Source organism: Paeniglutamicibacter sp. (assembly GCF_046714615.1).
Lineage (GTDB): Bacteria > Actinomycetota > Actinomycetes > Actinomycetales > Micrococcaceae > Paeniglutamicibacter.
Window position 1 is genome coordinate 1 of sequence record NZ_JBKKAP010000098.1, and the last position, 14,142, is coordinate 14,142.

The following is a 14,142-nucleotide window of genomic DNA, read 5'->3' on the forward strand; positions in this document are numbered from 1 at the left end:
TGCCAAAGCTTTCCCGTAAGGAACGGCAGTGCTCCCCCGCGCACAACATTGTCCCGGTGCCCGGGGCTTCGGCGGCCGCCGGGCACCGGGACAATGCGGCCGTGGAGTCGGCAGGGGAGCCCTCAGAAATGCGGGCCGGTGACCTACGTGACGGCGTGGCGCGTGCGGTAGGCGAGGGCGTCCCATGCACGGGTCTCCAGGATGTCGCGCAGGATCTCCACCGCATCCCAGATATCGGTGTAGGAAAGGTAGAGCGGTGTGAGCCCGAAGCGCAGCACCTCGGGCTCACGGTAGTCACCGATGACGCCCCGGTCGATCAACGCCTGGATGATGGCGTAGCCCTCGGGGTGGCGGAAGCTGACGTGGCTGCCGCGTTCGGCATGGTTCTCGGGCGTCACCAGCTCGAGGCCGAATTCCCCGCAGCGCTCGCGCACGAGCGCGATGAACACGTCTGCCAGGGCGAGCGACTTGGCACGCACCAAATCCATGTCGGCATCCAACGACACGTCCAGGCCGCATTCAACCATGGCCATGGACGTGATCGGCTGGGTGCCGCACAGGAAACGACGGACATCGTTGGCGGCCGTGTAGCTGTCGGCCATCGCGAACGGCGCGGCGTGGGACCACCAGCCCGTCAGGGGCTGCCAGAAGCGGCCCTGGTGGCGCGCGTTGACCCAAATGAAGGCCGGGGAGCCCGGGCCGCCGTTGAGGTACTTGTAGGTGCAGCCCACCGCGTAGTCGGCGTTTGCCCCGTTGAGGTCCACCGGGACGGCGCCGGCTGCGTGGGCAAGGTCCCAGATGACCAACGCGCCGGCCTCGTGCGCGGCGGCGGTGACGGCGTCCATGTCCCACATGGCGCCGGTGCGGTAGTTGACGTGGGACAGGGCTAGCACCGACACGGAATCATCCAGCGCCTGCTCCAGCGACAGGTTTTCGTCGATGAGGCGCACCTCGTAGTGCTCGTTGGTTTCGGCGTTGACCGAGTTCAGGAAGTCGCTGATGCCCTCGGCAATGTAGATGTCGGTGGGGAAGTTGTCGCGTTCGGTCAGAATGACGCGGCGGGACGGGGCGTCCTGCTGCTGGATGCGCACCGCCGAGGCAAGCGCCTTGAACAGGTTCAGGCTGGTGGTGTCGGTGACGACGGTTTCCCCGTCGTTTCCGCCAATGAGTTTGGAGAGCTTGTCCCCAAGTCGGCTGGGCAGCTCGAACCAACCGGAGGTGTTCCAGGAACGAATCAGGCCCTGGCCCCATTCGTTGTTGATCACCTCGGCCGCCCGTTCGGCTGCACCGCGCGGAAGCGGGCCAAGTGAGTTTCCGTCAAGGTAGATCAGGCCCTCCGGGATGGAAAAACGTTCACGGAACGAAGCCAATGGATCCACTGCATCCTCCGATTGAAGACTCGCGCGATCCGTGGGGGTGGGTGTGCTCATGATCGGGTTCGATGGCCTTTCTGGAATCAATGCAGGGCTCCCATGCCATGAATTTCGCTCCACGGCAGGGAACACTCATCATAGAATTATTTACGGTGCGCATGATAGAGCCCTGAACAAGTGCTCAAAACCTAGGGAGTGTTTCGTGCTAAATTCTGAATCCATCAAGAATCACGACAGCCAGCAGAATGCTGTTCGGCTCGATGAGGTGGATCTGCGGATCCTTCGCGAGCTTAGTGCCGACGCGCGCATACCCAACAACCTGTTGGCCTCGCGCGCAGGTGTTGCCCCGTCCACGTGTCTGGGCCGCGTCCGCGCGCTCCAGGATTCCGGGGTGATTCGCGGGTTCCACGCGGACCTCGACCCGGCCAAGCTGGGCTTGCGCATCGCCGCGATGGTGTCCGTGGTGGTCCGCTCCGAATCCCGCAATTCCATGCTGGAATCCGCACGCACCTTGCGGGGACTCCCGGAGGTCCAGGATGTGTTCGTGCTTGGCGGAACCCCGGACATCTTGGTTCACGTCGTCACCGACTCCATCGAGTCGCTGCGGGATTTCGTGGCCGAGAACCTCGGAGCGAATTCCGCCTTTTCCTCGACGCAAACCAACATCGTCTTTGAGCATCTCTCCCCCACCAAGGAGACCTGAGGAGTGCCGGGCATTCCCAGGGGTGGCTACGGGGCAGCTTCCGCATAGGAACGCAGCGACGTCAAGGTGTCGGCCTCGGAACCGGCAATCGCAGTCAGGAGATCCCCGACCTCGTTCCGAAGTTTTTTGGCTGCTTCCACATTGATGGTCAACCGGACCCGGGTCTGCCCGGATTCCCCGGCGAGCGCGTAGCGATAGTGCACGCTGATGTCCCCGCCTCCGGATGTCAGGGTGATGGCCTTCTCATCGACCAACTCCGAAATGAGCAGCTGCCGTTCGTGGGTCCCGGAACGGTAGTCGAGGAGGGCGCCGGGGCTCGTAAGCTGTTCGGCTTCCATCGAATCAACTCCTGGCATCCACTTCGGGGCGGCCACCCAGTCGGTGAGCAGTTCCCACACCCGCGTCACCGAGAGGTGAATCAGCTCCTGGGTATCCAAAGCCTGAAACTGTGTCATAGCCGAATCGTGTCACGCCGCGGGCCAAAATGAAACGCCTACAGGCCCTTTTGCCTCCGGCGCATTCCCAGGGTCAAGGCGCCGCCCAGGAGCAGCACGACGCCGACTCCGCCAGTAACGAGGGTACCGTTGCTGCCGGTATTGGCCAGCTCATGCCTTTGGGATTCAACGATGGGTTTGGCGACGGCCTGAGCGACGGGCTTCTTGTCCAGGACCGGTTTGATGACGGTGCCGGCGGGCCTGATTTCGGCGCTTTGCTCCTGCGGCTGTTCCGTTGGCGTGGACGGTTCCAGCACGTCCGGTTCGGTGAAGTCCCATTCGTCCATGCCGGCCATGATCCCGTCAAAGGCTTCCTGCGCCCACTCCGGGTTGTCGGGGAAGAGCTCATTGAGGTACTCCCACAGCTCTTCAAGGTAGGTCTCGTCCCCGGTATTCGAAAAGTCCGTCAGGATGTCAATGATCATCTGGAGTTCGGGCGATTCCATCATGGCGTTGTTGTAGTCATCGATGAAGGCCGTGCCGTCGTCGGAATCCAGGAATTCATTCCACTGGTTTTCGTCCCAGGTCTCGGAGCCTTCGGGCAATGTGATGGTCGGGATCCACGACGGCATTTCTGGTTCGTCGGCAGATTCTTCTGTGACCAGCGGCGAAGTTGCCTCGTCAACGGCTAAGGTCGCGCTGGTTCCCTCGGCGTCCCCTGAGTCCGCGATTCGCGTCGGCATTGTTCCCAGATCAGCGGCCTGGTTACCTGTGTCCTCCAGTGCGTCGGCGTCGACTGGTGCCGTATCTACCAGCCCGGGATCCTCCGCCGCAAGGGAGTCGTCGTTCAAGGTAAGTGTCTTGCCATCCACCAGCGGCGACGGGTTCAGGTCGGCTTCATCGACAGGGTCTGGAAGCAGGGTATCGGTGGCGGACGAATCAATTGCCATCGAATCTTCCGGCGCAGGCTGCACTTCGGCCGGCGCCTGCCCCGCCTCCGTGCTGCCGGTGTCTGCGTCACTACCGACGAACTCGGCCACGAGAGGATCAGCCGGCTCCTGCCCGCTATCTTGCATTCCCCCGACGCTTGCGCCTGTCACGGCGCCGTCATCAGTAGCTGTTTCCGTCGTCGGCACCGACTGCCCGGGCGCGGCCACGGCGATCGACCCTTCCTCGAGGGGCAGCGCTTGGGCCGCCATGGGGCTTAGCAGCAGGCCCGAAGCCATCGCCGTTCCGAGCAACGCAGTACGAATTCGAGGTGCCATGTCAGTCCTGTCCCAGAGTTTGATGCGGTGGAATCAGGAGCCGGTGCCACGTGTCGTTCCCCTTGGCCCGAGCCCTGCAGTCGACGTGGTGGGTTCGCCACGTGTCAGATCAATCTATGGCAGTGAACGGGTTTCCCCTAGTCACGATTTGGAAACGCACTCCACCGGCACGCGGGCAAGCGCATTGAATCTTTTGGCTCGACTTCTCAGAAACGAAGACCCAGAAGGAATTTGGCGAATCTCGCCCGCCAAATACTTCTTTCCCCGAATCTCGAAAGTGCCGCCCTCAGAGCAGCGAGCTCTTCGTCCGCGTCCGGGTCAGGTGAGCCGCCTGCCTTCATGACGTAGGTGTCGCTCCAACTTCCCATGCCCCCGCGGAATGAAGGCAGCATGATCGCACAGATCTCCACCAGCCGAACTTGCGCCACCCCTGCCTCAAGTTCGGTCGCGAACCCCTCGTAATCGCGCGCGGCCACGGGTTGCCGAATACGGTCCAGAAAGTACGCCAGCCTGCGCATCTGTCCCGCCGCCTCCTTGAACTGTTTGATTCCAGCCTTGGCACTCATTTGCGTTCGGTTGTCCCGCCTTGTCCCTCGACCCGCATTTGCGGCCCAACGCCGAAACCGTCCAATTTCAAGGGTGGTCGGCATACCCCGCAGATCATATGGTGTCTTGTGGGAACAGCGAGATCCACTGCGGATTCGCGTTGAACTTGTCATCAGCCAAACGGATATTGACCTCCCGGCCGAACTCACGTCCAAGCAACGATTCGATCACCTGGTAGTTGGTTGTAGTTTGTCGAACCCACTCGGGTGTCGCCGATCCTCGCGGCGTGAATTCGATGTCGCACAGGCGGCGCGCGCCTTCCCGCGGATCGCCGAGCCACCTAGCTCGAACCTTCGGGACATCGACCAGCTCTGCCCACGACCAGACCTTGTCGTCGACGGGCACATTTCCCTGGAGCGGACGCAATAGGTGGGCATCCACGCCAGCCCCTCGACCAATCCGCCTGAGTGCCTCGAAATATCGTCGTGGAACAGGCACGTCGCTTTCCCTGGCGGCATTTGCCACAAGCGAGAGCCCTTCCATGGCCCGGCCCCGGCCGATCAGCTCATAGATCGACGCCGTCGCTGGTGCAGGCAGGAGAGCGCTAAACCATTCGGCCACCCACTGCGCAGCCATGAGGTCGCGCCGTGCATCCGCTCCCGCAACGGGCCAAACCGGGTGCGATGCCACGTCGTCCGTGGCCACCCACGGCGACTCGATTTCGTGCCGAGAGAATGGGATTCGACGCCGCTCCGAGATTCCCTGCGCCTGGCCCACCGTTTCCCTGGCCGTGTCCTCGTCCAAGTGGTTGCTCTCGCCCATGAGAACGGCCGGCCAGCTATGCCCGGTCAGGAACGCAACAGGATGCGGCGTGCGGAAACCGAAGGCAGGCAGCCGTGCCCCGCCGGGTGTTCCAGATATCTCGAATATCCTGGCGGATCGAAAGAGTCTTCGCGGCAGCACCACCTCGCGAACTGCATAGGCGGCGGGGGGCTGATCGTTGTGATCGTCCATCATCTTTCACTCCGAACTTCACTTGGGTACTGCATCATGGTTGGCGCACGAACAGCAATGGTCGCGTCCTCTGGCTCAAGGCTGCCCAGTGTTTAGATCGAACCAGAGTCCAGTTTCTTGGCCTCGCCTGGACCCGAGCCAAAAAGGACCCTGGATCAACACAGTTCGTCTTGCGGACATAGCGAGAGCCAGCGATGCACCGGGGCATACTGGTCGTCCTCAATGCTGCCAAGGAGGCTACCCGCGAATCCGCGATCGAGCAGTGTTCGGACAAGTTCCTTGGTTTCGTTCGTTCCAGGGGCCCAACCCGTTGGGTACTTCTTTGTCAGCGTCCACTCCGGAACCGACGCACCGATTGGCGTGAATTCGATTTCCACCAGCTGCTCGGTACCCTCTCCCACCCAGCGCGCCCTCACCCGGGGAACCTGACGAAGCCCTGACCACGAGCCCACCCCATCCGATTCAGGAACGAGAGTCCACAGGGAGGCAACCTCATTCTCCGCAACCCCAACCCGCCGTGCCATTCGCTCCAGCGCGATTGCATGCCGGCGCGGCACCGGCACATTCTGGTCGATCGACACCGAGATGAGCCGCAGATGAACGATGCATATCCGGGATGAAGATCCTCCGGGCGCGGAACCTTGAATTACTCATGAACAAGGCTTTCCCTTCTGAACCTGTGGACTCGTGCGGACCGGCCACGTACGTCCTGCAACACCACGATCACGCACCAACAGGCCGCTATCTTGCGTGGTCGTCTAGATCCGCCAGCCCTTGGTACGCAGCATCGAGGATGCCCCGCATCAGGTAGTCAAAATGGCTACTTTCCTTCTTGAGCGGTTTGCCACTTCGGTGAAGGACCAGATCACTCAGGCTCCCCGAGCCTCCTGCGAAGGATTGTATGAGAACCTCATAGCTCTCGCGCATCTCCGACGAGGTTGACGCAGTTCTGAGCGCATCTGCCTCCTTGCGGAATGTGTCGGACCAGACGGGCCGACCGTGCTTCGCGAGGATTTCGGAGAACTCCTCGATCATGTCAATCAGGGATTCACCGCCCGTGGCCGGCTCGGGTTGCTTCTTCCGCGCACCGCGAACCCAAGATGGTAGCGACCAGCGTCTCTGACTTCGCATGTTCCGAACGACGATCTCGTACAGCGCGTCTCGTAAATCATCCAACTCCTGATTGTCTGATTTTGAGATCTCGCCAAACCTATCAATCACCAGGTCATTAAGGCTGCCCATGCCGCCAAAAAGCGCCCGAGCTTGGATCAGGACTTCACGTCTGGACTCGGGATCGCGCGCTTCATTCGCGCGTTGCCCAAGATGGCTGAAGGTCCGGGACCACTCGGTCTCGTTGTGCAGTCGGAGAAATGCCTCAATCTCCTTGCAGGTATGAACAAGCGCGTCCCACTTCCTGTCAATGTCCATGATCCCAAGCCCTCCACTTCATCTGTCTCCCGTGGCTTTGCACCCATAGAACGTTCGGATCCACGCCTGCGGGTTTCCAACCACTTGGCAACGTCGCCGGCCCGTGTCACGGAACCAGCCGGGAATCTGACGTACATTCTCCGGCTATCGGCGCCTGCTTCCAGTGTTGCGATGGATGGAGGAATGCACGGCGGAAATCTCTAAACGGCAAAACTGTCTCAAAAGTTGACCGGCCCAACCCCGAATCGCTTCGTCGATTCCGCTGAGCCGAACCGTTTGTAGACCACGATAACGACACCCCATTGAACGGGTTCAGGTGGTCGATTCATCAGTGGAAACCAGGAAGAAACCGAGCAATTCCTTCTCTGCGGAGATTCGCGCGGGCAAACTTTCGAAGATCATCAATCAGGGCGAAGTAGCGCGTATTCGCCGATTCGTCGGGAGACCCATCGAGATCAGTAACGTATCGGTCACTGATGCTCATTGGGCCCGCCCTGAGTGACGTCAACACATCTGCACAGATCTCTCTCAACCGCTCACGCGTCACACCGCCATCGAGCTCACGCGCAAAGTCCTCATAGGCGGCAGCAGCGTCGGGCAACCCTATCTGATAAAGATATTGCGCAAACGATAACAACTTGCGGGAAATTTCACTGAAAGATTTGCGCCCGGCTTGATCCGACATTCGTTTCTTGTCGCTCCTCGCTTGGGTGCCTCACGGCAGGCACGGAAGATTGATTCCATCAATAGGTGCGTCCCAAGGAATTGAGTCTGTAGCGCCGACGCTTACCCGGGATCAGGAAGGCAACGGCCGCCGGTCAAAGACCTCCGGGGAAGTGAACCACGTCAGCTTCGGATCGGCTTCACCGGTCGCCGCAAAATGCCGAGCGGCAGCCGCGGCCTCCTCCAGGTTCGTGGTTTCCTCCCACGCGAATGAACCCTTCAGATCGCCGATTACAACGTCGGTGCGGCCGGGTTCCGCACCCGGCGTCGTCAGGAAGCTCCACTGGTCTTCCTTACGAGTATCCGGAGAGAAATAAACCACCATGGCACCGCGCGCATCACCGCAGTAATCCATCCGGGCCTTGCCCCGCAACGCGCTCACCGTTGATTGCTTGGAACCATCCAGGGCACCAATCCTATGCTCGAGAGCCGCACCGTTTTCCGCAATTTCCTCAAATTGCTTGCTACCCGTCCGCCATTGGACGCGCAGTCCCGATGAGCCGGCCGGCGCCGGGCCGCCGGCATTTTTGCGGTCCGCGACATACCGGAAATGGGCACCAATGATGGCCCCGGCGATTCCACTGAGAAGCCATGTCGGCAGACCGAGAACGAGCGCGCTTTCCATCGAAATAAGCGCTGTCACCCCCACAAGGAAGCCAAGCACCAAGACCGCGCGGGCTGCATTCGGCGACAACAAGTAGAAGGCGGCGATGCCGTATAAAAGCCCCACGATCACGGCGGCCAAGACGATGGGCAAGGCAGAGAACCCTGTGTACCCCAATGTCAATGCTGCAGCCGCCAACGGGGCGACGACTGCGACGCCCCACTGAACGGGGTCAGCCCCTTTCAAGTACCAACGCTTCTTTGAATCGCTCATGGCCCTCATTATCCACCTGCCAGCTGTTCAAGACCCCAACGCGACAAGTCAGCGGCCCCTCCGACGCCCGCACCAGTTCCGGCTGAAGACCATAGTGCTCCGCCGTTGGCCCCGCGGAAAGCACCGCGAAGTGTACTGGGCTGAAAATACGGCATTTGACGCAGTGTAGTCAACTGAGTCGGGCCCCCGGGCAGCTGAGTGAACGCACCGCCAGTGACGGCGCCCCAGCCAAGATCGGCCGCCGTCAATTGCTTACCTGCGATGAGATTATCAATTGTCGTTCCCGACATGCCTCCGCCGGCGCCGACACCGATTGTTGCCAGACGAGCCGTGAGACTGTTTGCCGTTGATCCGGACAGTTTGGCAATTGACCCACCCGCGGGTCCGGCAAGTCCGCCGACGGCCCCGGCAACGCCGCCTCCAACAATGGAGCCAACAAATTCTCGGGTATTTCGGATCTCGAAGCCGTTTTTTGCCAGGTAAACAAACCCTCCACCGGCCGATCCAACAGCAGAATTGGTTCCAACATTGACTGCCAGGCTGCCCACAATTCGAGCAGTCGGTGCAGCCGCGGAGAAAGCTGACTTGCTCAACAGGGCGGCCCCGCCGCCCACACCACCGAGCACAGCCACTCCAGCTGTCTGAACCCAGTTGACGTCTCCTGTCGTCGCCTTTTGGATAATGACGTCCGCACCGCCGGCAATCAACGCCATTCCGACGGGCCCGCCGACTCCGGTGAACATCAAGGCACCGCCGGCAACCACCATTGCGCCACCCGCGACATACTCCCAGTTGTCTGCGAACCAGTCGCCCGCGGCAGCCATCGCTCCGTTGTTGCCGTCGCGGTACGCCTGCAGCTCCGCCTCGGTGACCGGACGCAGGCCCAACGGATCGATCGCATGCATCGGGTCGTTGCCGGCATACGAATACGGGTTTCCGGCCCAGCCGGAGCCCATCACCGGATCCAATGGGTCAACAGACAGGAACCCTCGCGTCATCGGGTCATAGGCCCGGGCACCAAACCAGTCAAGCCCCGCCACCTGCAACCCGCCGGACGCACCCACGGCCAACCCGGCGGGAAGCCCCGGAAGCGCATCCGCGGCCGTGCCCCACGGGCTGCCTGCCTCCGTCGGATGCGCGCTGCGCCACCCGGCGGAGAGCACCGTGCCGCCGATAGCCGTCACGCCACCGGGCAAGGCCACCACAGACTGGCTGCCGACAGACATCACCCGGGGGGCAACCTCCGCCGAATCCCACCACACTTCGGTGCCGTCGACCTCGGCCAGCTCGCCGAGGGCGTCAACCCACAACTCGTTGCGGGAGGCCCCGGAGGAACCCTCCGTGGCCACGGCGGCCAGCCAACCGCGCGGGGACCATTCGAAGGACCGCACCGAGCCATCGGGCTCCACTGTCTCGGTCCTGCGGCCCAGCCCGTCGTATGCATACGTGCTCGTCCCGGCGCCGTCCGTGCGGGAACGCAACTGGCCAGCAGCGTCATAGGCAAGCTCCGCGGTGAGCCCGTCAGCGGATTCGTCAACCAGGCGGCCGGACAGGTCATAGCGCCACCGGGACACCATGCCGTCCCCGCGCTCTGAACGCTCCAGCTGGCACGCTGCGTCATAGAAGAAGCGGGTTTCGATGCCGTCGGCAAGGATCGCGGCAATGCGTCCGGCCCCGTCCCGACGAATGAGCGTCTCCTGAGCGCCGTCAATGGTGGTCGTCGTGTGGCGCACCAGCGCGCCCTCGGCATAGTGCCAGTTTTGGACAGCATCGCTGGCGACCGCGCCGACCAGGCGCCCGGCGGCATCGCGCTCGTAGGCAATCCGTCCGAAGACCGGGTGCTCGACAACCACCACGCGCCCGGCGGCGTCATGGCCGAACTCGGTGCGCGTCCCCTGCGGGTCCACCATGGCGGTGCGGTTCCCGTCCGCGTCATACTCCCACGACGGACCAACCCCGTTGCGCAGCCGCTCAACGAGCTGCCCGCGGCGGTTGAAGCGCAGCAGCTGCTCGACCTCAACGCCGTCTTCCCGCGTGTGGTCGGCTATGCGCACGGTGCGGGAGCGTGCATCGCGGCTGATCTGCATCAGCGCATGCCCGTCTACGCCCAGGGAAACCTGGCGCCCTGCCTCGTCGTAGGTCCACTCGGTGCGCCGGTCCTCCGGGTCGCACTGCCACAGCTGCCGACCTGCAGCGTCAAAGCCCGCGGTCGTCGTCCGGCCCAGCGGATCCGTTTCCGAGACGACCTGGTCGGCTTCGTTGTAGGCCCGGCGCGTGGTGGCGCCCAGCGGGTCGGTGATCATGGTCAGGCGGCCGCGCGAGTCGTACTCGTAGCGGGTCTTGCCGCCCAGGCCATTGACGGCCTCGACCAATTGGCCCGCCGCGTCGTAGCGGAACTTGCGCCGCCCGAAGGAGGAATCGAAGGCGCGGACCATGCGCCCGGCCAGGTCGTACTCGAAGCGCGAGGTGCCGCGTCCCGGGGTGTACCGGGAGGCGACGCGGCCGATGGCGTCGTATTCCAGGCGCTCGGTCTCCCCTCCCGGGAAGACTCGGGCGACGACGCGGGACTCGGCGTCGTATTCCAGGGTGGTGCGCGCCCCGGTCGGGTCGATACTCGCGGCCGGGCGGCCGGCGGCGTCGAACTCGAAACGGGTGCTGGCCCCGCCCGGTGAGCGGTGCTCGATGATCCTCCCCGCGGCATCGCGGCGCAGCAGGGTGAGCCCGCCGTCGGCGTCCACCAGTTCCACGGGGCGTCCGCACGCGTCGTAGGTGGTCAGCTCGGTGCTGCCGTCGGCACGCTCGGAGGCCACGGGTCGGCCGAACTCGTCGCAGCGAACGCTGCTGCGCTCGAAGGCGTCCCGGACGGTGACGGTTCCGGCGGCCGCGTCGGCCGAAATCTGCTGCCGCACGCCCGTCGGATCCACCACTGCGGTGAGCTCACCGTTTTTGTTGTACTCGCGCGACCAGGCGTGCCCCGCGGGGTCGGTGACCTGCGTCAGGCGCGCCAGCGCGTCGTGGACGAAACTCCACTGGGCGCCATCGGGAAGCTCGACGCCCGACACGTTGCCCAGGTCATCGAAGCTGCGCGTGACTGCCCGCCCCAGCGGGTCGATGGTTTGGGTGAGCTGCCCGTGGGAGCCGTAGTGCATTTCGGTGCGGGATCCGAGCGGATCGACGACCACTGCCAAGCCTCCGCCGGGCGCGTACTCGAACTTCCACAGGGCGCCGTCGGCGTCCCGGCGGGAGCGCAGCCGCCCGTTGGCGTCATACAGGTAGGTGGTGCGTGCCCCGCCCGGGGACACGGCCTCGGTGACCCGCCCGGCGGCATCGCGGTACAACGTGGCAGTGTTCCCGAAGGCATTGGTGATGGTGGCCAGGTCCCCGTGTGCGTCGTGGCCGAAGCGCACGGCAACGCCGACGGGGTCGACGATCTTTTCCAGCAGGCCGTCGCGCCAGTGCAGCTGCGTGCGGCCGCCCTCCGGGTCGATGACCAGGGAAGGGTTGCGGGAGGAGTCTTCGGCGTATTCGTAGGTCACGAGTGCACCGGACTCGGTCACCACGGTCACCGGCCGGTCGGCGTGGTCATAACCGTAGGTGATGTCGGCACCGCTAGGGGTGCGGGTGCGGACCTTCCGGCCACGCTGGTCGTAGGCGTGCACCGTGAGGGCGCCGTCGCGCTCGGTGACGGAGACCAGGTTGCCGTATCGGTCATAGCTCATGGACTGGCGCGCGTCGTTGGCGTCGATGACGCCGACCAGGCGGCCCCGGGCATCGGCGATCCAGGCGTTGGATCGGGTCCCGTCCGCATCGGATACCACCGTGAGGCGGCCCGGAAGGTAGGCGAACCGGGTCACGCGGCCGAACGCAGAGACCTGGGTGAGCACCCGTCCGTGCTCGTCGTAGGTGTTGACCGCCTCCTCGACGCCGGCGGCGTCGGTGACTGCCTCGATCAGGCCTGCGAGGTTCCAGCGGTAGCTGCGAACCCCGCCCGGCCCGGCGGCGGAGAGCAACTGCCCTCGTTCGTCGTACTCGAACTCCACGCGGCGTCCGTCCGAGGCCGCAAGCACAGCGATCCGCTCCCCCGCGAACTCGGTGCGCACCCAGCGGCCGCGTTCGTGCATCAGTTCGGCGATGCGGCCCTCGTCGTCCCGGCGCACCAGCAGTGCGGTGCCGGGGCCGGTGTCAGAGGACAGCCAGGTACCGGCCGGGGTGAACACCCAGCGGGCGCCGGCATTGTCGCGCGCCACGAGGACCTCGGCGGCATCCACCGCGTATTTGGTGAGTTCCTCGTCATTCAGGGTTTCGCGGCCCAGCCAGGTGCTTTCCCCGTCGGCCCGGTCCCAGCCCTCGCCGAGACGGGGGAACCACAGGTGGCGTCCATCGGACAGCACCATCCAGGCGCCTTCGTCCTCCAGCTCGAGGCGGGTTTCGAACACCGAGGCCCACCCGATCCCAAAGCCCCCGACCCTCTCGTCAAGGGAGTTGTAGGTTCGCGTGGCCACCAGCGATGCCGCGGCCCCGGCGAATCCGAGATCCACCTCGGTCTCCAGGAAGTTGCCGGTGGAGGTGTTCACCGGGTCGTTCGAATAACCGGTCGTCGGAGGCGCACCGAGGGCAAATGCCGCGTCGATGGCGATATCCTGGCGGGTCGCTCCGACCCCTTGCGAGGCCAGGGCAGCCAGGAGCGCCGAGTCGGCCAGTCGCGAGACGTTTCCTTCTCCGCCGGCGGCAGCGAAGGCGTTGGCAATGGTCAGGGCCCACGCCACGTCCTGGTCGTTGGCCTCGAGCCACTTGTCGAATCCGTTGACGACCCCGTTGGCGTGCAGTGAGCCATGGCTGCAGCGGGCCGCGAAGTCCGCCAGATGTCCGCGCAATGCCGCGGGCTTGCCTGCAAGATCGGCATTGAGGTTCGCCGACCCTGTGGCGAATGACCGAAGGTCGCTGGGGCGTGCCGCGGATACCCCGGCATTGGAGCCACCGCCCGGAGCGGGTGTCTGCCGCACGCCGGTCACGGGGGCCGAGGCCTGGATGTTCACTTCCTGCGCCGGAGGCCCAACGGGAGGATCCTCCTCGCCGAAGACCATGTCCCAGCCCCTCAGAAGGGCATTTTCTTGGCGTTCGTCGCGGCGCTGCTTCCATTCCCGGGCCAGCCGGCGGCGTTCGTTTTCCTTGCGGGCCTCTTCCTTCAGCGACTTGGCGCCGTTGGCCGCCTCGCGCAGCCGCGCCGCGAGCTCGGTCGCGTCCGCGGACGCCATGCGTGCGTTGTCGGCAAAAAGCTGAGAGAAATGCCCCTGGAACTCGGTTCCAGCCGTCGCCACCAGGGAGGACCGGGAGCCTGACTGCCCCTCGATCTTGGAAGCGGCGAGGTTGAACGCCGAGATCAGTGCGTCGGCCGTCCCGTTGTCAAACACAACGTCATGTTCAAAGACACCCAGATCGGCCACGCAAAAACTCCCTCATCAGACCAGTGGGACCCGGGGGTCCCGAAAAACGACCCGAGGCACCGTCGAAACCTCGGCAAAAAGATGGAAAACGCCCCCGCCGCCAGAGCGGCGCCACGGCCGGCGGCAACGGGGGCGAACCGGGGACTGGCTAGTTGCCGCCACCCGCGGTGAAGATGTTCGACGAGATCTGGTTCAGCTGGCCACGCAGCTGCTCCAGTTCGGTGCGTGCCTTGTCCAGCGCGGCCTTCGTCTCGGGCCACGTTGAACCACGGAACTGGGAAGCCAGGGGCCCGTCCCAGACGTTCGGGTCCGACAGGACCCGTCCCTGGGCGTCC

Annotated in this window: 11 protein-coding genes; 1 reads left to right on the plus strand and 10 read right to left on the minus strand. The window is 64.0% G+C overall.

What is annotated here, in order from left to right; genetic code table 11:
• Positions 1-143 precede the first annotated feature (143 nt).
• Positions 144-1,430, minus strand: a complete 1,287-nt coding sequence (gene kynU / locus ACLQ7E_RS12025) for a kynureninase (protein ID WP_411732813.1) — start codon at positions 1,428-1,430, stop codon at positions 144-146.
• Between the two features lie 145 nt (positions 1,431-1,575).
• Between kynU and ACLQ7E_RS12030 the strand changes: the two genes are divergently transcribed.
• On the plus strand, positions 1,576-2,076 hold the full coding sequence (locus tag ACLQ7E_RS12030; protein WP_411732814.1) for an Lrp/AsnC family transcriptional regulator: 501 nt from the start codon (positions 1,576-1,578) through the stop codon (positions 2,074-2,076).
• 26 nt (positions 2,077-2,102) lie between these two features.
• Here ACLQ7E_RS12030 and ACLQ7E_RS12035 read toward each other — a convergent pair whose 3' ends face one another.
• The 9 genes from ACLQ7E_RS12035 to ACLQ7E_RS12075 form a co-directional block, all read right to left on the minus strand.
• Complete coding sequence (locus ACLQ7E_RS12035; RefSeq protein ID WP_411732815.1) at positions 2,103-2,531, minus strand: SRPBCC family protein; 429 nt, start codon at positions 2,529-2,531, stop codon at positions 2,103-2,105.
• A 38-nt stretch (positions 2,532-2,569) separates the two neighbouring features.
• Positions 2,570-3,667, minus strand: a complete 1,098-nt coding sequence (locus ACLQ7E_RS12040) for an LPXTG cell wall anchor domain-containing protein (protein ID WP_411732816.1) — start codon at positions 3,665-3,667, stop codon at positions 2,570-2,572.
• A gap of 314 nt (positions 3,668-3,981) precedes the next feature.
• A complete protein-coding gene (locus tag ACLQ7E_RS12045; RefSeq protein ID WP_411732817.1) occupies positions 3,982-4,341 on the minus strand; it encodes a hypothetical protein in 360 nt (119 codons plus the stop codon).
• A 94-nt stretch (positions 4,342-4,435) separates the two neighbouring features.
• Positions 4,436-5,338, minus strand: a complete 903-nt coding sequence (locus ACLQ7E_RS12050) for a hypothetical protein (RefSeq protein ID WP_411732818.1) — start codon at positions 5,336-5,338, stop codon at positions 4,436-4,438.
• A gap of 738 nt (positions 5,339-6,076) precedes the next feature.
• On the minus strand, positions 6,077-6,763 hold the full coding sequence (locus tag ACLQ7E_RS12055; RefSeq protein WP_411732819.1) for a DUF6966 domain-containing protein: 687 nt from the start codon (positions 6,761-6,763) through the stop codon (positions 6,077-6,079).
• Between the two features lie 328 nt (positions 6,764-7,091).
• Positions 7,092-7,448: a hypothetical protein gene (locus ACLQ7E_RS12060; protein WP_411732820.1), complete on the minus strand. Its 357-nt coding sequence runs from the start codon at positions 7,446-7,448 to the stop codon at positions 7,092-7,094.
• Positions 7,449-7,559: 111 nt separating this feature from the next.
• Positions 7,560-8,363, minus strand: a complete 804-nt coding sequence (locus ACLQ7E_RS12065) for a hypothetical protein (protein WP_411732821.1) — start codon at positions 8,361-8,363, stop codon at positions 7,560-7,562.
• 8 nt (positions 8,364-8,371) lie between these two features.
• Positions 8,372-13,807 carry a DUF6531 domain-containing protein gene (locus ACLQ7E_RS12070; RefSeq protein ID WP_411732822.1) on the minus strand — a complete coding sequence of 1,812 codons (5,436 nt, stop codon included), beginning with the start codon at positions 13,805-13,807 and terminating at the stop codon, positions 8,372-8,374.
• A gap of 148 nt (positions 13,808-13,955) precedes the next feature.
• The coding region (locus ACLQ7E_RS12075; RefSeq protein WP_411731519.1) for a pyrophosphorylase at positions 13,956-14,142 on the minus strand (187 nt) is incomplete at its 5' end.